General features: G+C 70.5%; 25 protein-coding genes. 11 read left to right on the top strand and 14 right to left on the bottom strand.

Features of this window, described 5'->3' with window-relative positions; genetic code table 11:
* Window positions 1-309: 309 nt before the first annotated feature.
* Window positions 310-744, bottom strand: coding sequence for a GNAT family N-acetyltransferase (locus tag MUY22_RS03210; protein WP_247056867.1), 435 nt, complete (start codon window positions 742-744; stop codon window positions 310-312).
* A 103-nt stretch (window positions 745-847) separates the two neighbouring features.
* Here MUY22_RS03210 and MUY22_RS03205 point away from each other — a divergent pair, with 103 nt between their 5' ends.
* Window positions 848-1,444, top strand: coding sequence for a TetR/AcrR family transcriptional regulator (locus MUY22_RS03205; RefSeq protein ID WP_247056865.1), 597 nt, complete (start codon window positions 848-850; stop codon window positions 1,442-1,444).
* A gap of 4 nt (window positions 1,445-1,448) precedes the next feature.
* On the opposite strand, the gene MUY22_RS03200 is transcribed toward MUY22_RS03205, so the two are convergent.
* Window positions 1,449-2,426, bottom strand: coding sequence for a helix-turn-helix domain-containing protein (locus MUY22_RS03200; protein ID WP_247056864.1), 978 nt, complete (start codon window positions 2,424-2,426; stop codon window positions 1,449-1,451).
* A 43-nt stretch (window positions 2,427-2,469) separates the two neighbouring features.
* Between MUY22_RS03200 and MUY22_RS03195 the strand changes: the two genes are divergently transcribed.
* From MUY22_RS03195 to MUY22_RS03165, 7 genes are all read left to right on the top strand, one after another.
* A complete protein-coding gene (locus MUY22_RS03195; RefSeq protein ID WP_247056862.1) occupies window positions 2,470-2,859 on the top strand; it encodes a cupin domain-containing protein in 390 nt (129 codons plus the stop codon).
* 9 nt (window positions 2,860-2,868) lie between these two features.
* On the top strand, window positions 2,869-3,447 hold the full coding sequence (locus MUY22_RS03190; RefSeq protein ID WP_247056861.1) for a GNAT family N-acetyltransferase: 579 nt from the start codon (window positions 2,869-2,871) through the stop codon (window positions 3,445-3,447).
* A 32-nt stretch (window positions 3,448-3,479) separates the two neighbouring features.
* Entirely contained in the window at window positions 3,480-3,983 is a 504-nt protein-coding gene (locus MUY22_RS03185; RefSeq protein WP_247056858.1) for a helix-turn-helix domain-containing protein, read from the top strand.
* A 68-nt stretch (window positions 3,984-4,051) separates the two neighbouring features.
* Window positions 4,052-4,549 (top strand): SRPBCC family protein, encoded by a 498-nt coding sequence (locus tag MUY22_RS03180; protein ID WP_247056856.1) that lies wholly within the window; start codon window positions 4,052-4,054, stop codon window positions 4,547-4,549.
* Entirely contained in the window at window positions 4,546-5,598 is a 1,053-nt protein-coding gene (locus MUY22_RS03175; RefSeq protein WP_247056854.1) for an LLM class flavin-dependent oxidoreductase, read from the top strand. Before MUY22_RS03180 ends, MUY22_RS03175 begins: the two co-directional genes overlap by 4 nt.
* 66 nt (window positions 5,599-5,664) lie before the next feature.
* Entirely contained in the window at window positions 5,665-6,210 is a 546-nt protein-coding gene (locus tag MUY22_RS03170) for a dihydrofolate reductase family protein (RefSeq protein WP_247056852.1), read from the top strand.
* On the top strand, window positions 6,207-7,331 hold the full coding sequence (locus MUY22_RS03165) for an epoxide hydrolase family protein (RefSeq protein WP_247056850.1): 1,125 nt from the start codon (window positions 6,207-6,209) through the stop codon (window positions 7,329-7,331). The genes MUY22_RS03170 and MUY22_RS03165 overlap by 4 nt, the downstream gene beginning before the upstream one ends.
* Here the strand turns inward: MUY22_RS03165 and MUY22_RS03160 are convergent.
* From MUY22_RS03160 to MUY22_RS03150, 3 genes are all read right to left on the bottom strand, one after another.
* Window positions 7,328-7,657, bottom strand: coding sequence for a hypothetical protein (locus MUY22_RS03160; protein ID WP_247056848.1), 330 nt, complete (start codon window positions 7,655-7,657; stop codon window positions 7,328-7,330). The genes MUY22_RS03165 and MUY22_RS03160 overlap by 4 nt on opposite strands.
* Window positions 7,654-9,177 carry an AMP-binding protein gene (locus MUY22_RS03155; RefSeq protein WP_247056846.1) on the bottom strand — a complete coding sequence of 508 codons (1,524 nt, stop codon included), beginning with the start codon at window positions 9,175-9,177 and terminating at the stop codon, window positions 7,654-7,656. Before MUY22_RS03155 ends, MUY22_RS03160 begins: the two co-directional genes overlap by 4 nt.
* A 103-nt stretch (window positions 9,178-9,280) precedes the next feature.
* The gene (locus tag MUY22_RS03150) at window positions 9,281-10,099 is read right to left on the bottom strand and encodes a hypothetical protein (RefSeq protein WP_247056845.1); all 819 of its coding nucleotides are present in this window, start codon (window positions 10,097-10,099) and stop codon (window positions 9,281-9,283) included.
* A 191-nt stretch (window positions 10,100-10,290) separates the two neighbouring features.
* On the opposite strand from MUY22_RS03150, the gene MUY22_RS03145 reads away from it, so the two are divergent.
* Both MUY22_RS03145 and MUY22_RS03140 read left to right on the top strand, forming a co-directional pair.
* On the top strand, window positions 10,291-11,154 hold the full coding sequence (locus tag MUY22_RS03145; protein WP_247056842.1) for a hypothetical protein: 864 nt from the start codon (window positions 10,291-10,293) through the stop codon (window positions 11,152-11,154).
* Between the two features lie 177 nt (window positions 11,155-11,331).
* Window positions 11,332-12,069, top strand: a complete 738-nt coding sequence (locus MUY22_RS03140; protein WP_247056840.1) for a nitroreductase/quinone reductase family protein — start codon at window positions 11,332-11,334, stop codon at window positions 12,067-12,069.
* On the opposite strand, the gene MUY22_RS03135 is transcribed toward MUY22_RS03140, so the two are convergent.
* From MUY22_RS03135 to MUY22_RS03115, 5 genes are read right to left on the bottom strand one after another with little or no spacing between them, the layout of a single operon-like run.
* Window positions 12,070-12,918, bottom strand: a complete 849-nt coding sequence (locus tag MUY22_RS03135; protein WP_247056838.1) for an LLM class F420-dependent oxidoreductase — start codon at window positions 12,916-12,918, stop codon at window positions 12,070-12,072.
* Window positions 12,919-12,943: 25 nt separating this feature from the next.
* The gene (locus MUY22_RS03130; protein WP_247056836.1) at window positions 12,944-13,633 is read right to left on the bottom strand and encodes a TetR/AcrR family transcriptional regulator; all 690 of its coding nucleotides are present in this window, start codon (window positions 13,631-13,633) and stop codon (window positions 12,944-12,946) included.
* Window positions 13,634-13,661: 28 nt separating this feature from the next.
* Window positions 13,662-14,600 (bottom strand): phosphotransferase enzyme family protein, encoded by a 939-nt coding sequence (locus MUY22_RS03125; protein WP_247056834.1) that lies wholly within the window; start codon window positions 14,598-14,600, stop codon window positions 13,662-13,664.
* A gap of 11 nt (window positions 14,601-14,611) precedes the next feature.
* Window positions 14,612-15,790, bottom strand: a complete 1,179-nt coding sequence (locus MUY22_RS03120; RefSeq protein WP_247056832.1) for a histidinol-phosphate transaminase — start codon at window positions 15,788-15,790, stop codon at window positions 14,612-14,614.
* A gap of 31 nt (window positions 15,791-15,821) precedes the next feature.
* Complete coding sequence (locus MUY22_RS03115; RefSeq protein ID WP_247056830.1) at window positions 15,822-16,742, bottom strand: hypothetical protein; 921 nt, start codon at window positions 16,740-16,742, stop codon at window positions 15,822-15,824.
* A 202-nt stretch (window positions 16,743-16,944) separates the two neighbouring features.
* Between MUY22_RS03115 and MUY22_RS03110 the strand changes: the two genes are divergently transcribed.
* Window positions 16,945-17,244, top strand: a complete 300-nt coding sequence (locus tag MUY22_RS03110; RefSeq protein ID WP_247056828.1) for a YciI family protein — start codon at window positions 16,945-16,947, stop codon at window positions 17,242-17,244.
* Window positions 17,245-17,868: 624 nt separating this feature from the next.
* Here MUY22_RS03110 and MUY22_RS03105 read toward each other — a convergent pair.
* From MUY22_RS03105 to MUY22_RS03090, 4 genes are all read right to left on the bottom strand, one after another.
* Window positions 17,869-18,264, bottom strand: coding sequence for an NUDIX domain-containing protein (locus MUY22_RS03105; protein ID WP_247056826.1), 396 nt, complete (start codon window positions 18,262-18,264; stop codon window positions 17,869-17,871).
* A gap of 15 nt (window positions 18,265-18,279) precedes the next feature.
* Window positions 18,280-19,950, bottom strand: a complete 1,671-nt coding sequence (locus tag MUY22_RS03100) for a hypothetical protein (protein ID WP_247056823.1) — start codon at window positions 19,948-19,950, stop codon at window positions 18,280-18,282.
* A gap of 81 nt (window positions 19,951-20,031) precedes the next feature.
* Window positions 20,032-20,394, bottom strand: a complete 363-nt coding sequence (locus MUY22_RS03095; RefSeq protein WP_247056821.1) for a VOC family protein — start codon at window positions 20,392-20,394, stop codon at window positions 20,032-20,034.
* Window positions 20,395-20,529: 135 nt separating this feature from the next.
* Window positions 20,530-20,739: a hypothetical protein gene (locus MUY22_RS03090; RefSeq protein WP_247056819.1), complete on the bottom strand. Its 210-nt coding sequence runs from the start codon at window positions 20,737-20,739 to the stop codon at window positions 20,530-20,532.
* Window positions 20,740-20,768 lie beyond the last annotated feature (29 nt).

The following is a 20,768-nucleotide window of genomic DNA, read 5'->3' as shown; positions in this document are numbered from 1 at the left end:
CGGCCGATCTCGCCGGTGTAGGCGAAGGTCAGGTCCGCGGAGCCGTCGGGCTCCAGGGTGATGTTTTCGGGCTGCTGCCCGGGGGCGAGTGGCACGATCCGCGGTGCCGCGCCGGCCGGGGTGGCCGGCAAGGCGACCATGGCGATCGCGGCCAGCGCGACGCCGATGTGCTTGATGCGCAAGGGAAAACTCCGTCTGAGTCGGGAGCGGCGGCCCGACCCTGGGCCGCCGTGCTATCGACGGTAGGCCCGTGGTGTCCTCGCGAACCAATAGCTTGCCTTGGCCTGGCCATCGGAAATCCGATGGCGCTCAGAGATCCCGGGCGAAGCAACGCGAAATCGATTCGCCGCGGTACGGCCCGTAGGCCTCGATCGGCTCGTAGCCTTCACGCTGGTAGAAGCGCATCGCGTCCGGCTGCCCGGTGCCGGTTTCCAGCAGCAGCCGCGGAATCCCGAGGTCGCGCGCGTGGTCTTCGAGGGCGCGCAGCAGGGCGGTCGCGACGCCGGTGCCGCGCGCGGCCGGGTCGACGTACATCCGCTTGATCTCGGCGGAGCCCGGTCCGAGCGGCCGGAGCCCACCACAGCCGACGGCGGTGCCGTCGCGGTCGCGCGCGACGAGGAACACCGCCATGGTCTCGGCGGTCGGCAGCGCGCCGGGCTCGTGGTCGTCGGTGCCGTAGCGGGCGTCGAGTTCGACGCGCTGGGCCTCGCGCAGCCGGACGGCGTCGGGATCGTCCCAGCTCACAGGCGTTATTTCGCTCGTGCCGAGATTGGTCATGGGGCACCCCTCCGTTTCGTAACGAGCGTTACCGTAGCACCTGTTACGCTACCGGGGAAGGAGGTTCCGGGTGCCGAGACAGCGTGACGTGGAGGCGCAGCGCGAGCTGCTGTCGAACGCGGTGTGGCAGGTGCTCGCCGAGGCGGGCCTGCCGGGCCTGACGCTGCGCGCGGTCGCCGAACGCGCCGGCTGCACGACGGGCTTGGTGCTGCACACGTTCCCGACGAAGAAGGCCCTGCTGCTGCACGCGCGCGACCTGCTGTACGAGCGCACGGCGATCCGCGCGGACGCGGCCGAAGCAGCGGCCGTCGACGCCCCCGCCGCGTTGCGCGCGGTCCTGGGCTGCGCGATCGACCTGCCGCACGGCCACCACGAGGAGTCGAGCGTCTGGGTCGGTTTCCTGGCGGCCGCCCTCGCCGACGACGACCTCGCGCAGCGCCACCGCGCGGCGAACCACTCGTTCCTGGCCCGCGTCCGCCGCCTGATCGCGGCCTGCCGTCCGGAATGGACGGACGACCGCCTGGAGCTGACGACGAAGAGCCTGGTGGCACTGGTGGAAGGCCTCAACGTCCTCGCGGCGGCCGACCCCCGCGGCTACCCGGCGCGGCTGCAAGAGGACGCCCTGGCCAAGGCGCTCCAAGACGTCGTGAGTGGTAATACGGGTTAGAACCCTAACTTCCACTCACGAGGGCCGGGCCGAAGCGGCGGCGGTACGCGCTCGGGCTGAGACCCGTGTGGCGTCTCAGCTGCAGCCGCAGGTTCGCCGCCGTCCCGAAGCCGCTCGCCTCGGCCACCCGGTCCAGCCGTAGCTCGCCGCGCTCGATCAGGCGGCAGGCCAGCGTCACCCGCTCGGTCGTCAGCCACGCCAGCGGCGTCGTCCCCAGTTCCGCGCGGAACCTCCGGTGCAGCGTTGCCGGGCTGGTCACCGCCCGTGTGGCCAGGTCGGTCACCGTCAGCGGGGTGTCCAGCCGTTCGAGGGCCCAGGCCAGCAGCGGTGCCAGCGAGGTGTCCGGCACCGCCGGCACCGGCCGGGCGATGAACTGCCGCTGCCCGCCGTCGCGGTGGCCGGTGAACACCAGGCGGCGGCTGACCGCGTTGACGACCTCCGCGCCGTGGTCGCGGTGGATGAGGTGGAGGCCGAGGTCGAGCGACGCCGCGCTGCCCGCCGCCGTGAGGACGTCGCCCTCGTCGACGAACAGGACGTCCGGCTCCCAGCGCACCGCCGGGAAGCGCTCGGCGAACTCCGCGGCCCACCGCCAGTGCGTGGTCGCGCGCCTGCCGTCCAGCACGCCCGCCTCGGCGAGCGCGAACGCGCCGGTGCAGAAGCTGACCAGCCGGGCGCCCCGGTCCGCGGCCCGGCGGATCGCCGCGATGATCGCCGGATCGGTCGGCACGCCGGTGTCGGGCCGGGCCGGCGCGATGAGCGTGTCCGCCGTGTCGGCGGCCTCGAGCCCGGCGACGCCGGAGAGCGTGAACATGCCCAGGTTCATCCGCACGTCCGGCGTCGCGGCGCAGAGCGTGAAGTCGTACCAGGGCCGGTTCAGCTCGGGCCGCCGCAGCCCGAACAGCTCGGTTGCGACGCCCATCTCGAAGGGATTCGACTCCGCGGTCACGATCGCGACGACCCGGTGAGAGAATTCTTGCGGCATGTGCGATTCCTAGCACTCGTGCCGCCCGCCCGCCAGGCCGACCATGGCAGGCATGAACCCGATCGACCTGACCGAAGTCCTGGCGAGTTTCGACGCCGCCTGGAGCCCGCGGATCGTCACCCGCGTCAACGACTACGACATCCGCCTCGCGCGGTTCGCCGGCGAGCACGTCTGGCACGTCCACGAGGACACCGACGAGTTCTTCCTGGTGCTGGACGGCGAGATCGAGATCGGCCTGCGCGACCCGGCGGAACGGGTCGTGACGCTCAAGAGCGGCCAGGTCTTCGTCGTGCCGAAGGGCACGTTCCACAAGCCGTCGTCGAAGGCGGGCGCGAGCGTGCTCCTGGTCGAGCCGGCGGGCACCCTCTCGGTCGGCGACCAGCACGACGAGGTCCCGGACCACGTCGACGTCACGACCGGCCACCTGGTCTAGCTTCGGGGCATGGCGCTGACCTTCGTGCCCTCGGACCAGGCGTCCTGGGCGGACCTGCAGGCGATCTTCGGCGACCGCGGGGACCCGGCCCGCTGCCGGTGCCAGTACTTCAAGGACACGCCCGCGCAGTGGCGGTCGGGCACCGCGGAAGAGCGCGCCGAGCGGCTCCGGACCCAGACCGCCGGGCACGCGACCGGGCTCGTGGCCTACGTCGACGGCGAGCCCGCCGGGTGGTGTGCGGTCGAGCCGCGCACCGCGTACCGGCGGCTCCTCGGCAGCCACCTCGTCTGGGCCGGCCGCGACGAGGACCCGGCGGACGACGGCGTCTGGGCGGTGACGTGTTTCGTGACCCGCAAGGGCTTCCGGCGGCGCGGCGTGAGCGCCGCGCTGGCCGGGGCGGCGGTCGGCTTCGCGCGCGAACGCGGGGCGCGGGCCGTCGAGGGTTACCCGATGCTCGTCGAGCCGGGGCAGAAGCTCGCCTGGCCCGGCGAGCTGTTCGTCGGCACCTCCGGCGTCTTCGCCGCCGCGGGGTTCACGGAGGTGAGCCGCCCGACCGCGCGGCGGGTGGTCATGCGGCTGACCTGCTGAGTCTCTCCGGAAAACGGCGTACCCTCGGCCGCATGAAACGGACCTCGTTCGCGCAGTGGCCGTGCTCGATCGCGCGCACCATGGATCTGCTGGGGGACTGGTGGACGCCGCTGGTGCTGCGTGACGCCTTCTACGGCGTCCGTCGCTTCGACGAGTTCCAGCAGGCGCTCGGCATCGCCCGCAACACCCTCGCCGACCGGCTCAAGCGGCTGGTCGACGAGGGGTTGCTGGAGAAGGTGGCCTACCAGACCGAGCCGGTGCGCTACGACTACGTGCTCACCGAAAAGGGCCGCGACTTCTACCCGGTGCTGCTCGCGATGACGCGCTGGGGCGACAAGTGGCTCGCCGGCGAGGGCGGCCCGCCGATCACCGTGCACCACCTGGCCTGCGGGCACGACACGCACGCCGAGATCGTCTGCGCCGAGTGCGCCGCGCCGATGACGCCGGACGACACGCGGATGCGCCGCGGCCCCGGCTTCCCGGCCCGGCTGGCGCAGCGCGCGGACGTCGAGGAGCGCTTCGCCCGGCAGGAGTGAGATTGACAGCTGGGTCTACCTACGCAACTATCGTGGTCAGAAGCTCACCGAGAGGAGTGGCGACCACGATGGAGTGGACAGGCGCGCGGTACGCGGACAAGCCGACGGCCGAGGTCTCGACCTGGATCGACGCCGCCCCCGAGGCCGTCTGGCCGGTGGTCTCGGACATCGGGCTGATGCCTTCCCTGAGCTCGGAACTGCAGTCCGTCGAGTGGTGCGACGGCGAGACCCGCCGCAAGTTCGTCGGCCGGAGCAAGCACGACGCGTTCGGCGAGTGGGAGACGACGTCGTACGTCGTCGAGTGCGAAGCGCCGCGGGTGTTCGCCTGGGCCGTGCAGGATCCGGCCGAGCCGAGCTCGGTCTGGAAGTTCACCCTCGAGCCCGACAACGGCGGCACCCGGCTCTCGCAGTGGATGCAGCTGGGGCCGGGCCGGTCCGGGCTGTCGTTCGCCATCGACCGGATGCCCGAGAAGGAACAGAAGATCGTCTTCGTGCGGCTCCGCGAGTTCGAAACCGCGATGACCGGCAACCTCGCCGCGATCAAGGACCGGGTCGAAGGCTCGTGAAGACCGCGACGACGGTCGAGTTCTCCCGCGACACTCCCGTGACGCTGGACTTCGTGCTGGAGGCGGAAAAGCTCGGCCTCGACGTCTGCTGGGTCGCCGAGGCCTGGGGCTCGGACGCGCCGTCCGCGCTCGGCTACCTCGCCGCGCGCACCGACCGGATCCGGCTCGGCTCCGGCATCGTCCAGCTCGGCACGCGCACGCCGGTCGCGATCGCGCAGGCCGCGCTGACGCTCGCCGACCTGTCCGGCGGCCGGTTCGCGCTCGGCCTCGGCCCGTCCGGGCCGCAGGTGATCGAGGGCCTGCACGGCGTCCCGTTCGCCAAGCCGCTGACGCGGATGCGCGAAACCGTCGAAATCATCCGCCAGGCCTTCGCGGGGGAGAAGATCTCCTTCTCCGGCAAGGCTTTCGAGATCCCGCTGCCCGGCGAGACGCGCCCGATGCGGCTGTCGACCGCGCCGAACCCGGACATCCCGATCTACCTGGCCACGCTCTCGCCGAAGCTCCTCGAGCTGACCGGCGAGGTCGCCGACGGCTGGCTCGGCACCAGCTTCGTCCCCGAAGGCGCCGACGCGTACTTCACCCACCTCGACGCCGGGCTCGCGAAGTCGGGCCGCACGCGTGCGGACATCGACGTCTGCCAGGGCGCCGAAGTCGCCTTCGCGGCGAACGAGGACGAGCTGCGCACGATGGTCGGCGGGCGCAAGAAGGAACTCGCGTTCAGCCTCGGCGGGATGGGCTCGGCCACCACGAACTTCTACAACAACGCCTACAGCCGTCAGGGCTGGGCCGACGTCGCCGCCGAGGTCCGCGAGCGCTGGCAGGCCGGGGACCGGGACGGCGCCACCGCGCTCGTCACCGACGAGATGGTGCTCGGCACCACGCTGATCGGCACCGAGGAGATGGTCCGCGCACGCCTGCGCGTCTGGCGTGACACCGGCATCGACACGGTCCGGCTGTACCCGGCCGGCGAGACGCTCGAAGCGCGGCTGGACACCCTCGGCCGCGCGCTCGACCTGCTGAAGCCTGTCGCGAATGGACGGATCGGATAGTCCGGGCAAACCGCTGCGGGACGGCGGCCTTTCGGTCATAGTGAGAACTCGACCGAAGGGGTGGCCATGCGCAAGATCGTGTCGAACCTGTTCCTCTCGCTGGACGGTGTGGTCGAGGCACCCGACAAGTGGTCGCTGCGCTACTGGAACGACGAGATCGGCCGCGCCGTCGGCGGCGGGATGGCGGCGGCCGACGCGATGCTGCTCGGCCGTGTCACCTACGAGGGCTTCGCCGAGGCGTGGCCCGGGCGGACGGTCGAGGACGACGCGGGCGCCGAGTTCATGAACAGCGTCCGCAAGTACGTGCTGTCGTCGACGTTGTCCGAGGTCAGCTGGAACAACTCGACGTTGCTGACCGGCGATCCCGTCGAAGCCGTCCGGGCGTTGAAGGCCGGGGAGGGTGGCGACATCATGACCAGCGGCAGCACCACGGCCGTGCGCTGGCTGCTGGCAGAAGGCCTGGTCGACGAGCTGAACCTGCTGCTGTACCCGATCGTCGTGGGCCGTGGGAAGCGGCTGTTCCCCGAAGAGGGGCCGGGATTCCCGCTGGTGCTCAAGAAGTCGGCCACCTTCGGCAACGGCGTCGTCCAGCTGACCTACGTCCCGGCGTGATCACGCCGTTCCGGATCGACGTCCCCGAAGCCGACCTCGACGACCTGCGCGCACGCCTGCGCCGGACCCGCTGGCCCGAAGAGGAGCCGGTCGAAGACTGGAGCCAGGGCACGCCGCTGGCCGTGCTGCGGGAATACTGCGAATACTGGGCGGCCGGCTACGACTGGCGCCGCGCGGAGGCCCGGCTCAACGGATTTCCGCAGTACCGCACCGAAATCGACGGCCTGGGCCTGCACTTCCTGCACGTGCGTTCGCCGCACCCGGACGCGCTGCCGCTGGTGCTGACGCACGGCTGGCCCGGCTCGATCGTCGAGTTCACCAAGGTGATCGGCCCGCTGACCGACCCGCCGGACCCGGCGGACGCGTTCCACGTCGTCTGCCCGTCGCTGCCGGGTTACGGCTTCAGCGACAAGCCGTCGGCCCCGGGCTGGGGCATCGAGCGGATCGCGGCGGCGTGGGCGGAGCTGATGGCCCGCCTCGGCTACTCCCGCTACGGCGCCCAGGGCGGCGACTGGGGGACGTCGATCACGACGTCACTGGCCCAGCGGGACGCGGCCCACTTGGCGGGCATCCACCTGAACCCGCCGATCGCCGCCCCCGACCCGGCGACGTTCGACGACCTGACCGCTGCCGAGCGAGCCGCGCTGGCGGCGTTGGAGCACGCGCGGCGCTGGGAGGACGGCTACTCGGTCCAGCAGTCGACCCGCCCGCAGACCCTGGGCTACGGCCTGGCCGACTCCCCGGCCGGCCTGTGCGGCTGGCTGCTGGAGAAGTTCCACGCCTGGTCCGACGGCTTCCCCTTCACCCGCGACGAGCTGCTGGACACCATCACGCTCTACTGGCTGACGGGCACGGCGACGTCGTCGGCGCGGCTGTACTGGGAGAGCATCGCCAAGGTCCAGAAGTGGTTCAGCGAGGCCACCGACGACACGGTCGACGTCCCGACGGGCTGTTCGATCTTCCCCGCGGAGATGCCGCGCCCGTCACGCCGGTGGGCGGCGCGGAGGTACACGGACATCCGGCACTGGAACGAGCTGGACCGGGGCGGGCACTTCGCGGCGTTCGAGCAGCCGGAGCTGTTCGTCAACGAGGTGCGGACGTTCTTCCGCCTGGTCCGCTAGCGCTTGAAACCCTTGGGGTCGGCCAGATAGTGGTCCAGGTGCGGATCCTCGTGCAGCTCGGTGAACCCGTCCTCGACGTCCTCCCCGAGTTCACGGCGCAGCCGGGCCAGCGCCGCGCGGACGTCGGCGTTGAAACGCCGGCACCGCGCCTCCCGCCACGGGCCCGGATCCGGTGGGTAGTCCCAGTTCAGCGACTCGTCGTACTGCTCCACGAGGCTGTCCAGCTCCGCGCGCAACCCGGCGCTGATCGGCAGCCGGTCCACGTCCGCCGGGCCGACGCCGGCCCAGAGCACCGCGCCCGAACCCGCGTCGAAGAAGAACCTCAATTCACCCCTCGGGCCTGGCCCTGCCAGAACGGCTCCCGCAGTTTGAACTTCTGGATCTTCCCCGTCGCCGTCCGCGGCAGCTCGTCCAGGAACTCCACCCGCTTCGGGCACTTGTACCCCGCCAGGTACTCGCGGCAGTGCTTGATCAGCTCCTCGGCGGACACGTCCGAACCCGTCACCACCAACGCCGTCACCAGCTCGCCCCACTTCTCGTCCGGGATGCCGATCACCGCGGCCTCCCGCACGGCCGGGTGCGAGCTGAGCGCGTCCTCCACCTCGATCGACGACACGTTCTCGCCGCCCGAGATGATCACGTCCTTCTTGCGGTCCGCGATGGTGAGGTAGCCGTCTTCGAACGAACCGCCGTCACCGGTGTGGAACCAGTTGCCCTCCTGCACCCGCGCGGTCTCGTCGGGGTTCTCCCAGTAGCCGTCGAGGTTGTGGTTCGACTGCGCGAGCACCTCACCGTCGGTGTCGACGGCGATCCGGACGCCCAGCGCGGGCGTGCCGGCGCGGCCCAGCAGCCGGGCCTGCTCGTGCGGGTCCAGGTCGGCCCACTCGCTGCGCATCCGGTTGACCGTCAGCAGCGGCGCCGTCTCGGTGAGGCCGTAGATCTGGATGAACTCCCAGCCCAGCTCAGCCCGCACCCGCTCGATCGTCCGGGTCGGCGGGGGCGCGCCGGCCACGACGATCCGGACGCGGTCGCGGCCCGGGATCTCGCCGTCCCAGCTCGCGGCGCCGTCGAGCGCCGCGCTGACCACCGCGGGCGCGGCGCACAGGATCGTGACGCCGTGCTCCTCGACGCGCCGCAGGATCTCGGTGCCGTCGACCTTGCGCAGCACGATGTGCCGCCCGCCGAGCCCGGTCACCGCGTACGGCATGCCCCAGCCGTTGCAGTGGAACATCGGCAGCGTGTGCAGCAGGACGTCGTTGTCGGTCAACGTCGTGTGCAGCCCGAAGACGGCCGCGTTGAGCCAGATGTTGCGCTGGGTCAGCTGCACGCCCTTCGGCCGCGCCGTGGTGCCGGACGTGTAGTTGATCGTCGCGGTGGCCGACTCGTCACCCGCCCACGGCCGCGGTTCGCCGTCGCCGCCCCAGATCGCGTCGTCGTCGCGGCCCAGCACGAAGACGTGCTTCGCGGTGACCGTGCCGAGCAGGTGTTCCAGCTCGGGGTCGACGATCAGCACCTCCGCGCCGGAGTGCTCCACGATGTAGCTCACCTCGGCCGGCGCGAGCCGGAAGTTCACCGGCACCAGCACCCGGCCCCAGGCCGAGACGCCGAAGAACGACACGAGCAGGCGGGCGGCGTTGTGCGACACCACCGCGACGCGCCCGCCGACCGGCACACCCAGCGCGTCGAGGTGGGCGGCCTGCGCGCGGGCTCGCCGCGCGACCTCGCGGTAGGTGAGCGAACCCCAGCTCGGCGCGGGCTGGTCCGGCTCGTCGACCACCGCGACGCGGTCCGGGTACACCGCCTCGGCGCGGTCGAGGAAGTCCCGGACACCCAGATCGAAGAACACGCGCCGTCCCTTCGTCGCCCCTGACCCGATGATGACTGTTCGCGGGTGCTCGCACCAGTCCGATGTGGTTGGCTGGGTGGGATGTGCGACTCCGGCGTGGGCTCTAGCAACACGTCGCCCAGCGTGCCGTCTCTGAGTTGTACCTGACGTACTCGTGCATGTTCGAGCTTGCCGACGTATGGAAGGGCTGCCCCTTGTAACCGACTTCCGAAGTCCCGGTTCTGTCTCCGACAGCCCAAGAGATGTAGGCCTTCCACTGACACTCACACTGCTTGGTTTCAGCGATCAAAAGGAGCGGTTCGGTGTCTTGGGCAGTGACCTTGTATGGGAAGGTCAAAGGCGTCGTTCGCCACTCGTCATCGCCCCACGTGCGTGGAACGGATGTGGACTGGGTGATCTTGGGCGGGTTCTGATCGAGGTCGACCACCGCAAACTTTCCTTCGGTGCTGCTTCCGCATTCGTTGCTCATGATCTGGCTGGTGAGCGCGGGTTTTCTGTCGGTGACGACGAAGCGGATCCCAGTGATCGTGACCGGCTTGTCATCACGGCCGGTGATGTTGACCATGACCTTGTTCTGATCGAGAGTCGCAAGGTTGTTGGCGTGTGCCCAGCTGGCGTACTTTTCGTCGCTGTCAGCGGCAGTGTCGGTAGGAGGTGCCTGTACGTCTTCGATCTTCTTCGTCGTCGGGCCGAAAGAGGTGCAAGAGCCGAGGTTTTCCGCGACGGCCAGATCGATGGCGTCACCAGGGAAGAACTTTTCCTTGATCACGCCCGGTAGTGGTGACATCCAGGCTACGAGCAGTGCGCCGAGCACGGTGGCGACGACTCCGAGGATCCATTTCTTCGCGCCACTTCCGGCCTTTTCACCAGTAGCGGTGGTAGCTGGCTTCTTGGCGGAGTTGTGCCGCTTTTTGTTGGCCATATCGAGATCCGCATCTTTGCTCAGTCGGCGAGGTCGATGAAGAGTCGTTCACCTGAGTGCTGGTGTGACGAGTGTGGATCGGTGGGTGCGTTGATTCATCCGAATGGCGTACTGGGTGCTGCATCCCGTCTTGCCGGTTGGATGACTGTTCGCGGGTGCTCGCACCAGTCCGATGTGGTTGGCTGGGTGGGATGGACCTGAAGACGGTGGCCGGTGAGCTCTACGGGGGTGACCTCGCGGAGTTCGTCAGCGCGCGCAACGCGGCGGCGAAGACGGCGAAGGCCGAGGGCGACACCGACCTGGCGGCGAAGATCAAGGAGCTGCGGAAGCCGACCACGGCCGCGGCGATCGTCAACCGGCTGGCCCGCGACGACCCGGACGAGCTGCGTGAGCTGGCCGAGCTCGGCGACGAGCTGCGGGACGCGCACACCCGCCTGGCCGGCGACGACCTGCGCGCGCTGGCCCGCCGCCGCGGCGAGCTGGTGCGGCGGATCCTGCACGGCCTGGCCAAGATGAGCGACACCGTCGCGCGGGAGGTCGAGGCGACGCTCGAAGCCGTCGCGGCCGACCCGGACACCGCCGCGCTCGCCTTGGCCGGGTGCCTGACGTCGGTGGCGCACCAGGACACCGACCAGTGGTTCACGCTCGCCGCGACCGCGCCGCCGTCGACCGGCAAGCGCCCGGCGAAGCTGGTGGAAAAGGCCGAACCCGCGAAGGCCAAGCGGACCGAAAAGGCCGAGCGGGCCGAAAAGGACGCCAAGCGCGAGGACGAGGAGCGGGCCGAGCGGGAGCGCGTCCGCGCCGAACGCGAGCGCCTGCGCAAGGAAGCCGCCGAGCTGGCGAAGGAACGTGCGGTGGCCGAGCGCGACCTCGTCCGCACCGAGCGCGCGGCCGAGCAGGCCACGGCCCGCGTCGAAGACCTGCGGGCCCGCCTGGTGGAAGCCGAGGAACGCGCCGAGCGCGCGACGGCCGAGTTCGAGACGGCCAAGGAAGCCTTCGACCAGGCCGACGAAGCCTCCATCGCGGCGAAGGAAGCCGCTGACGACGCGCGCTGATTCCGTGCTACCGTGGGAGTGCGCCCCGGATGGGCCTACGCACGGAGGTAGTGGCTACTCAGCCCCCTGAGATCGACACGTCGGTGTCTCTCGTCTTTTCCCTGCTGTGGGACAAGTGTGCCTCCGTCGTGCCCTCTCACGCCTCCGATCACTCCACATCGGAAGGACCACGCGAGTTTGATCCAGCTCACCACGACCGGTGCCCGCACCGGCCGGAAACACCGCGTCACCTTGGGAGCCCTGCACATCGACGGCCGGCTGGTCGTCGTCGCCTCGGCGATGGGGTTGCCGAAGCACCCCGCCTGGTATCACAATATCCGCAAGAACCCTTTGGTGACCGTGGAAACCGGCACCGAGACGTTCGAGGCGATGGCCGCGATCGCCCCCGACCGTGACGCCCTGTTCGCCAAGGTCGTCGAGCAGCAGCCGGGCTTCGGGGACTACCAGGCCCGCACCACCCGGGTGCTGCCGGTGCTCGTGTTGCACCGCCTCGACCGCCTCGACCGCGTCCGGCGCATGGGCGACTGGATCGTCGAGGTGCACGACTGGCTGCGCACCGAACTGCGGGACCTGCGTGCCCAGCTGGATTCCGGCGAACCGCTGAGCTTCGGCAAGCGCTGTCTCGGTTTCTGCTCGGCCCTCACCCGCCACCACACGGGCGAGGACACGGCGATCTTCCCGATGCTGGCAGCGCAGTTCCCCGCGCTCGCCCCCGCGTTGACGAAGCTCGGCGAGGAACACGTCGTCGTCGCACAGCTGCAGGACCAGATCCAGCGGCTCGTCGACGAGGAGTCCGACCCTGCCCGGCTGCACGCGGAGTTCGACCGGCTGGCGTCTCTTTTGGACACTCACTTCACCTACGAGGAAAGCGTGATCGTCACGGCGTTGAACGCGCTGGCCCCGGCGCCGGGCTGATCAGAGCAGCAGGCCGGCGAGGATCCGGTGGTGCTCGGCCTCCACGTCCGGCGTGGGGCCGAGCACCTGGACGGCCACGTGGTCGGCTCCGGCGTCCACATGGGACCGCAGGCGCTTCGCGATGCTCTCGGGTGTGCCGTGCAGCACGAGGTCGTCGATCAGGCGGTCACTGCCGCCATCGGCGACGTCCGCCTCGGTGTACCCGTGGCGCCGCAGGTTGTTCACGTAGTTGCGCAACCCGAGGTACGGCTCGCGGACGAACGGCCGGCCGATCGCGCGCGCCGCCACCGGGTCCTCGTCGACGACCACTTTCTGTTCCGGCGTCAGGAGTTTGCCCGGGCCCAGCACCGATCGCGCGTGTCGCGTGTGCGCGACCGGCACGAGGTAGGGGACCGCGCCGGCGGTGCGCTCGGCGGCCAGCTTCAGCACGCGGTCGCCGAGCGCCGCGAGAATCCTGGCCTCGACGGGCACACCGGCCGCGTCCAGCCGGTCGAGGTAACCGACGATCTTGTCGTACGGGCTCTGATATTCCGCGACCGACTCGGGGTGCCCGACGCCGACGCCCAGGAGCAAGCGCTTTCCGTACCGGCCCGCCAGCCGGTGGTACGACTCGGCCAGGACCTCCGGCTCGTCGGCCCACATGTTCACGATCGCCGTCGCCACGGTGATCCGCTCGGTCGCGGCCAGGACGTCCTCGACGAACGCGAGGTCGCCGACCGATGCGCTGCCGGTGCCGAACCAGACCGTGCCGTAGCCGAGCTTGTCGGCCGCGACGGCGTGCGCCTTGCGCGTCTCGTCGTCGCGGTGCGGGGCCAGGAACACGCCGAACTCGTTCACTACATTCGCCATACGGCTCAATGTAGCAAATGTAACGTCAGCTCGCGAGGCGGTGCAGCCACTCCCGCAGCAGCTGCCGCTCGGTGGTCGTCAGCTCGTCGACGTCGTCCGCGAGCGCGGTCGACAAAGCGACCGCGAGCGCGCTCGTCGACGACCCCGCGGCCGGGCCGTCGGTGAGCAGCCCGGCCAGCACGGCGTCCCGGACCTGCGTGGACATCGCCAGGTCGCGGGCGCCTTCGGGCTGGGCGATCAGGCTGAGCGTCACTCCGCTGTTCGCCGCCGCGAACTGCCGCGCGGCCTCGGTCGCCTCGACGCGCAGCCGCCCGGCGCGGGCGAGCGGGGTGAACAGCTCGAGCAGCATCGCCTCGGCGCTACTGGTGAGGTTGCACGGCACGCCGGGCTCGATCTGGCCGTAGAGCAGCACGTAGAACGCGGGGTTCTCCAGGCCGTACGCGACGTGCCTGTCCCAGCCCTCGCGGATCCGCGCCACCGGGTCGCCGCCGGTTTCGGGCGCCTGGACGTACTGGGTGAAGCCGTAGTTCACGACGGCGTCGAGCAGGCCCTGCTTGCTGCCGAAGTGGTGGTACAGCGTCGGGGCCTGGACGCCGGCGCGTTCGCAGATCGCGCGCGTCGACACCGCGCCGCCGTCCGCCTCGTGCAGGAGCTGCCCGGCGGCCAGCAGGAGGCGGTCGCGGGTGCTGGTGGCGTTGCTCGATCGTCCGGCCATGTAGCAAGTGTAGCGGCGATCTGTAACGTCAGGCCGTCCCGTCGAGCGCGCGCAGCCGCAGCTGGACCCGGCGCAGGCCGATGAACGCGTCGAGCACGGCCGGGTCGGTCGCGAACGTGGCCGGGCGCACCGATCGGTACCCGTCCAGCAGCGCCTCCCGCAGCTCCGCGCGGTGCGGCAGGTGCGCGAACGCCTCGACCGTCACGGCCAGGTCGTAGGCGTAGTGCCCGTACCCGCAGCCGTCGAAGCCGACCACCGCGACCCGGCCGCGGTGCACCAGGTAGTTCTCCTGGTGCAGGCCGCCGTGGACCAGGCCGAACACGTCGGCGCCGAACCCGAGCGCGGCCCGCACCGCCCGCACCCGCTCCAGCGCGGCGCGGACGTCCTCGCCGGCCAGCGCGACCGCCCGCGCGACGACGGTCGCCGAGAAGCCGTCCACCTGCGCCCGGCCGAACGCGCTGAGGTCGTCGACGCGGCCGCGGTCGAGGCCGTTCATCCGGGCGCCGTGGCGCTGCAGCCGCGCGGTGACCTCGCCCAGCCGGTACAGCTGCGACGCGTTGAGCCGCTCGTCGAGGAACCGGCCCTCGACCCAGTGGCGCAGCACGCAGGTGCGCGGCTCGGGCACGGCCGGATCGGCGACGACGGTGGCCGGCTCCCGGTGCCGCGTCGGCACCGGCCGCGGCACCACCAGGTCCGTTTCCCGGCACAGCGCCGCGAGCCAGGCCACCTCGGCCCGCACCTGCGTGACGCTCGGGCCGTCCGGCCGCTCCACGCGCAGCACGTAGCGGCGGCCGTCCGCGCCGTCGACCCGGAACGTCGTGTTGCGCCCGCGCGCCAACGGCGTCAGCCGCGCCACCGGGACGTCGTAGTCGGTCAACGCCGCTTCGGCGAGCCGGCGCAGCCTGCGCGTGCGGCCCGCGCGGTCGAGTTCGGCGAACGGCCGGAGGTTCGCTTGGAAGTCGGCCATCGACCACGTGGTCAGCTGATCGACCGTTCCGGCTCGCGGGAGTGCGAGACGAGCTCGATCGGCGGCGTGTGGCGGCCGCCGCCGAGCCGCTCGACCCCGCGCAGTCCCTCGACCAGCCGCTCGACCTCGGTGTCCGGCCGCACCCCGAAGCGCATGAACTGGCTGGTCATGCCGATCTTGTTGCCGCACTGGCGCACCAGCAGGTGGTGTTCGGTCAGCAGGTAGTCGCACAATTCGGCGCCGTCGACCGAGCCGGGCAGCTTGACGAGCAGGAAGTTCGCCTGCGACGGGTAGACCGTCAGCTCCGGGAACTGGCTCAGCTGCGAGTTCATCATGAACCGGTCGAGCGCGAGCCGCTTGAGGCTGTCCTCGTACTCCGCGCGGTGCTCGGCGAGCATGAAGATGACGGTCTCGGCCAGCGAGTTCAGGTTCCACTTCGGCAGCGCGGCCGACAGCTTGCGCGTCAGCGCCGGGTTCGACACCTGGTAACCGAAGCGGATCCCGTGCAGCCCGAAGTTCTTCCCGAGGCTCTTCAGCACGATGACGTTCGGCCGCACGACGGCCTCGGCGGCCACCGACGGGTTCATCTCGGCCTCGACGAAGTCGATGAACGACTCGTCGATCACCACGAGGTCGAGGTCTTCCAGGGCATCCATGAACCGGATGACCTCGCGACGTGACAGGTAGCCGCCGTCGGGGTTGTTCGGGTTGCACAGCACCGCGACCCGCGAGCCGCGGCGCTTGATGAACTCGATGTACTCGTCGACGCGCAGCTCGAAGCCGTTCGCTTCCTTCAGCAGGAACATGTCGACGCGCTTGCCGGTTTCCAGCGGCTGGTCGGTCCAGCGGCCGAACGTCGGGATCGGCACCGCGATGCTGGCGTCCACCAGCAGGTGGTCGATCCAGGTGATCAGCTCGGTCGAGCCGTTGGCCAGCGAGATCGTCGAGGGGTTGAGGCGGAGCACGTGCGCCAGCTGCGCGGTGATCGCACCCGCGTCGCTCGGGTAGAACTTGAGGATCGTGCGGAGGTTCCGTTCCAGCTCGCCGAACATCCCGTCGGTCGGGAAGTACGGGTTGCAGGGGATGCAGAAGTCCGCGAGGTCGTCGCCGTGCTGGCCCATCGCCCGCATGACGGAGAAGAACGACGGGCTGTGGGCCTGACTCTGCTGGAAAAGGCCGTTCGTGGTCATGCCGTGCCGCACGTGGTCTCCGTCCGCCGCTTTACCGGCCCCTTGCCTTCCCATCGGAGATACGTACGAATCGGATACCCGGTTCAACGCCGCTCAGCGCGTAAAGCCCGGTGCCGGCCAGCGCGGCCGCCGCCAGGACGGACAACGCGAGCACCGGCAGCGGCGCGGCGAACGGCGAGACGCCGGTGAAGGACTCGACGCCGATCACGGCGGTGAGCACGGCGTCGGCTGCGACCGCGATCTTGACGACACGCAGCCGGTGGGCCTCGGGCCAGCGGGTGAAGGTGAGCAGCCAGGCCAGCCCGGGCAGCACGAGGATCGCGTGCATCGCGACCGCGTGCAGCGGCTTGAGCGAACCGGCGGTCGTGTAGGCCAGCTGCGGATCGCCGCCACGGGCTTCCACCACGCCGCGGGCGATCATCACGGCCCCGGTGGCCAGCGCGACCACCAGCACGAGCAGCCCGGCCCGGACGGCGAGACGCAGGCTCGGCGCGTCCGGCCCGGGTTCCACGAGCGCGGCCGCGGTGAAGCCGATGACGGTCAGGATCAGCACCCCGCCACCCGCGGCGAGGGTCATCGACACGACGTTGTCGAACGGCGTCTCGAAGTCGAAGTGCGACGGCACACCACGCCAGGACTGCATGCTGACCAGGGCGACCTCGACGACGCTGGCGACGCTGAACGCGCCCAGCAGTATCGACCGCCACCGCGGCCGGACGGTGAGGAACGACGTCGCCCAGGCCACCGAGGCCAGCGTCAGGCCGAACGACAGCCCGAAGGTGACGGCCTTGCGCATCGACAGCGGCCCCAGCCACGAGCCGCCGGTGGCGAGGAGCACGATCGCGTGCACGAGGCCGCTCACGAAGAGGACCGCGCCGACGAAGTAGGCGATCCGCTCGGCGCGCCGGCCGTGCTGCCAGACGTCGCGCCGGATCCGGGTCAGTGCGTTCATGCCCCCGAGTCTCGCGCGCCACGGGGGCGCCCCGCGTCGGCCCGGCGTCGACTCCCTGTCGTACGCCGATCTACGTACGGTGGATTCAGAAAGCCGCCGTAAAGAATTACCGGAATTCTTGACCGGAATATTGCCGAATACGGTGTCCGGCGCCACTCGGCAGGCGGATGCGGGGTGGCCGGGGGAGTTCTACTCTTGAATCATGTACATCGCACTGCTGACCTACACAGCGCCCGAGACAGAAGTAGACTACGCGCTCCCGGACCATTCGGACTGGTTGCGCACCCAATTCACGAGAGGAATTTTCCTCGTTTCCGGAAAGGGAACCGGAGCGGCCGACCACGTGATCCTCACCCGCCCGGTACTACGCGGCAAACTCGACGCGGTCCTCGCCAGCGACCCGTTCGTGGTCCAGCGCCTGGCCCGCTACGACGTCATCGAGTTCACCGCCACCCGCACCGCACAGGAGCTACTGGCGATCAACGAGGCCATCGCCTCCTGAGGAGCCACGCCGACGGCCAGGTGGCCCGCAACGACGCCCGCCACCTACCGGCAAACGCCGACGCACGCTCGCGCCTTGCGTCCTCTTTCGCCCAGCCCCACTCGCCTTGCCTGGCCCTGCTCGCCTTGCCTGGCCCTGCTCGCCCGGTCCCCTTGTCCAGCCCCACTCGCGTGGCCCTAGTCGCTCGACCCCACTCGCCCAGCCTGACTCGCGTGGCCCCGCTGGCTCGGCCCCGCTTGCCCGGCTTCACCGGTCCAGCCTCGGTCGCGTGGCTTGCATCCGCGTGGCTTGCTTGCCTGGCCGCACTCGCTCGACCCCACTCGCATGACTTGCTTGCCTGGCGCCGCTTACCTGACTCTGATCGCCCGGCCTCCGCTCACCCCGGCCCCGCTCGCCCCGCTTTGCTCGCCCGCCCACTGCGCCGCAGTTTTGTCGGTCCCCTCCGGTAGCATGGAGACCGGGGGCAGCGCCCATCATCATCGCGCGATTTACCTTGCACCACAACGAAATCTCACGCCGAAGCCCGACGCCACACATCACCCGATTCAGCGATGATCTTCGCACGTGTGTTCGGGTAACGTCGATGGCGTGACCAGAACGATCCGCCCGCCCGGCCGGGGCCGGCTACGAAGACAGCAGTCGGCGAAAGTGCTCCGGCAGCTCCAAAGCGCGTGCTGCCGCTGGCGTAAGCCACGCGAAGTCATCGTGTTCTCCGGGATTGAGCGCCACTTCGCCCGCGCCCGTTTCCTCGGCCGTGTAGAAGATCGCGTGGATCTGCAGCGGCCGTCCCGTGATGTCCGGCCAGGAATCGCGGCCGCGTTCCCCGGTGATCCGCACCGTCAGCCCGGTTTCCTCCGCCGCTTCGCGCACCGCTGTGGCCTCGAAAGGTTCGCCCGGTTCGGCCGTCCCGCCCGGCAGTTCCCAGCGCCCGGCGAGGAAGACGCCGGGCGCGCGGCGGAGAAACAGCACCTCGTCACCGCGGGCGATCCAGCAGTACGCGAGGTGCTTGTGGTCCGTCATGCCCGCGATTCTCGCTCAGTTGGTCTTCGATGTTGGCAGGTGGGCGCCCAGGTACCCGACGTACACCGTGCCCGTGCGATCGGTGTCGTCGAGGAAGTGCAGCCGCGGCGCCGGCGACTTGAAGCGCTCCAGCGCGATGTGGGCGCCGAAGTAGTCGCGCCCCGCCGGGTTCGTCCGCGGGTCGACGCGGAACGTCCGCGCCTGCCGGAGCCGCTCGTTGGTCGTCACGGTGTCCGACTCGGCCAGTGCGATGATGTTGGCGCTGATCAGCGAGCCCGGCTGGCCGGTGCGGGCGAACGCGAGCACGTCCGACAGCTCGGGTCCCGGGTCCAGGCCGGCGTCGAGCAGCGACCGGCGAGCCCGCGCGTACGCGTCGAGCGTGCGGAGCGCGTCCCACGCCTTCCGGCGCCACGCCGCGGCTTTCGGGTGGTGGTCGAGGATCGCCGTCGGCGCGGCTTCGGCCGTGATCTCCAGGTGCTCGAGCGTCGCCGCGGCCGCGCCGATGAGGTCGGCGAAGCTCGGGAAGTCGTCCGGTGGAAGCTCGGCGTCGGCGACCTCGGTGCCCGCGTCGTGGTAGCGGGTCAGCGTGCCGGCCAGCAACCCGTTAGCCCGTCTGAGCTCGTCGCGTTCGGCCTCCACCTCGTCGAAGGCGCGCGTGTAGTCGTCCAGCGCCTCCTGAAGCTGCGCGAGCTGCTCCTGCAGACAGGCGATGTCGGTCGCCGACAGCTCCTCGATGCGGGTGCGGAGCGCCTTCACCTCACGGGTCGCGCGATCCCGTTCTTCCGCGCCGGTCTTGGCCTTCTTACGCAAGATGGTGATCACGCCGCGCGCCTCCGCCAGCTCGCGCTCGGCGCGGTCCAGCTTCTCGGTCACCCCGGTGTCGGGTTCCCGCTCCGGCGCCGCGAACGGGTCCGCCGCGTACCAGGCCCGCACGCTCGGCACATCCGCCCACTCCTCGGGCAGCGGCGTCCGGCCCCGCGTCTGGATGAACCGCGTCATGGCGTCCTCGAGCGCCTGGTCCGCCATCGGGAGGGTCGCTTCCACGAAGTCCGGCAGCTCGTCGCACGGCGGGACGAACAGCCGCGCGCCCAGCGGCACCGCGCAGCCGAGCGGCAGGTGGCTGTTGAGGGTGCGGCGGAAGCGGTCGTCGACGTCGAACACGTTCACCAGCCCCGGCCAGCCCTCGACCGGCGCCGCCGGCGGTTCGGTGAGCACCAGCACCGCCGACGTCCGCCACGGCGCCACCAGCGCCTCGGCGAGCAGATCCGCGACGCGGTCGCACTCCTCGCGGGACCAGCCGTGCATCGAGAGCACCGGCCCGTCGATCGGGATCTCGTCGCTGCCGCTGGCGCCCAGCTCCTCCAAGCCGATCCGCTGCGCCGGCGCTTCGTGGCAACTGCGCCACGGCCGCGTGCACGCCGCCGCCAGCAACCACGCCACGCGGTCCTCGCCGGCGCGGTAGCAGAGCGAAAGCAATACCTGAACGGAGTAGCGGCCTTCGTGGCCGAGCCACGCGAACTTCAGGTCGCACCGGCGCGACCCGCCGTCGTCGGACGAGCCGAGATCGGTGACGGTGTAGTCGTCGTGCTGCCGTTGCCGGCTGATGAGCCTGCTGCGCAACGCGTCCAAGGGGCGTTTCCCCTCGACGGGGACCAGTCCGTGGTGCCAGATCCGGTGCACCCCCACTGGACTCACTCCGTTCGCCGGGAACCGGTACCTCCAGCGAACATAGCGGATCCTGTGACCGTTCGAACGCAGGGTGTCACCTCATTCACGCGTCCAGAGGCAGAACGGATGCCCGGCCGGATCGAAGTAGACGCGGACCTTCTCCTGCGGCTGGAACGCCGAGAGCCCGGCGCCCGCGGCGATGGCGACCGCGCCCGCAGCGTCGAGGTCGTCGACCTCGATGTCGAGGTGCAGCTGCATCTGCTGGGCGCCTTTCGCCTGCGGCCATTCCGGCGGCACGTGGTCGGGCTCCAGCTGGAACGACAGGCCGGGCCCGTCGTCGGCGGGGCGGAGCGTCACCCACTCCGGCTCGTCGGTCTTGATCGACCAGCCGAGCAGGGTCGCGTAGAAGTCGGCCAGCGCGCGTGGATCCCGAGCGCCGAGCACGGTCGAAGTCAGCTTCATGCCTGGTGGCTACCCGCCCGGGCGGTCGATCTACCGTCGGCGTCCCGACGTTGCGCCACGATGATGTCGCGAACACGCGGCGCCGGAAAACGCGACCGCGCGCCGGTGCACCTGCCGAAGACCAGTGCCGGCACGTTAATCGGCAGCAACGCGAACCACAGCGAGCACCAGCACGAACGCCAGCGCGACCCAGGAGTACGTCCATGTGGCCACGGCTGGCGGCCGGACGATCACCCAGGCCGCCACTGCCGGCGTCAGGCCGGACGCGCCGATCGCGACGGCCGTGATCGCGAGGCCGCGTGACATGGTTTCCGTGGGCTCGGTCTTGTCGTGAGGTTTCCGCATGACGGGACTGGCGCCTCCGCGCGTCGTGT

Origin of the sequence: Amycolatopsis sp. WQ 127309 (genome assembly GCF_023023025.1) — a bacterium.
Taxonomy (GTDB): Bacteria; Actinomycetota; Actinomycetes; order Mycobacteriales; family Pseudonocardiaceae; genus Amycolatopsis.
This window is presented reverse-complemented; position numbering and strand designations above follow the sequence as displayed.

What these genes read in the sequence shown, in the direction of transcription:
- MUY22_RS03200 (WP_247056864.1), bottom strand. Translation starts at nt 2,426, where the DNA reads ATGCCGCAAGAATTCTCTCACCGGGTCGTCGCGATCGTGACCGCGGAG.
- MUY22_RS03195 (WP_247056862.1), top strand. Translation starts at nt 2,470, where the DNA reads ATGGCAGGCATGAACCCGATCGACCTGACCGAAGTCCTGGCGAGTTTC.
- MUY22_RS03190 (WP_247056861.1), top strand. Translation starts at nt 2,869, where the DNA reads ATGGCGCTGACCTTCGTGCCCTCGGACCAGGCGTCCTGGGCGGACCTG.
- MUY22_RS03185 (WP_247056858.1), top strand. Translation starts at nt 3,480, where the DNA reads ATGAAACGGACCTCGTTCGCGCAGTGGCCGTGCTCGATCGCGCGCACC.
- MUY22_RS03180 (WP_247056856.1), top strand. Translation starts at nt 4,052, where the DNA reads ATGGAGTGGACAGGCGCGCGGTACGCGGACAAGCCGACGGCCGAGGTC.
- MUY22_RS03170 (WP_247056852.1), top strand. Translation starts at nt 5,665, where the DNA reads ATGCGCAAGATCGTGTCGAACCTGTTCCTCTCGCTGGACGGTGTGGTC.
- MUY22_RS03150 (WP_247056845.1), bottom strand. Translation starts at nt 10,099, where the DNA reads ATGGCCAACAAAAAGCGGCACAACTCCGCCAAGAAGCCAGCTACCACC.
- MUY22_RS03145 (WP_247056842.1), top strand. Translation starts at nt 10,291, where the DNA reads ATGGACCTGAAGACGGTGGCCGGTGAGCTCTACGGGGGTGACCTCGCG.
- MUY22_RS03135 (WP_247056838.1), bottom strand. Translation starts at nt 12,918, where the DNA reads ATGGCGAATGTAGTGAACGAGTTCGGCGTGTTCCTGGCCCCGCACCGC.
- MUY22_RS03130 (WP_247056836.1), bottom strand. Translation starts at nt 13,633, where the DNA reads ATGGCCGGACGATCGAGCAACGCCACCAGCACCCGCGACCGCCTCCTG.
- MUY22_RS03125 (WP_247056834.1), bottom strand. Translation starts at nt 14,600, where the DNA reads ATGGCCGACTTCCAAGCGAACCTCCGGCCGTTCGCCGAACTCGACCGC.
- MUY22_RS03120 (WP_247056832.1), bottom strand. Translation starts at nt 15,790, where the DNA reads ATGACCACGAACGGCCTTTTCCAGCAGAGTCAGGCCCACAGCCCGTCG.
- MUY22_RS03115 (WP_247056830.1), bottom strand. Translation starts at nt 16,742, where the DNA reads ATGAACGCACTGACCCGGATCCGGCGCGACGTCTGGCAGCACGGCCGG.
- MUY22_RS03110 (WP_247056828.1), top strand. Translation starts at nt 16,945, where the DNA reads ATGTACATCGCACTGCTGACCTACACAGCGCCCGAGACAGAAGTAGAC.
- MUY22_RS03105 (WP_247056826.1), bottom strand. Translation starts at nt 18,264, where the DNA reads ATGACGGACCACAAGCACCTCGCGTACTGCTGGATCGCCCGCGGTGAC.
- MUY22_RS03095 (WP_247056821.1), bottom strand. Translation starts at nt 20,394, where the DNA reads ATGAAGCTGACTTCGACCGTGCTCGGCGCTCGGGATCCACGCGCGCTG.
- MUY22_RS03090 (WP_247056819.1), bottom strand. Translation starts at nt 20,739, where the DNA reads ATGCGGAAACCTCACGACAAGACCGAGCCCACGGAAACCATGTCACGC.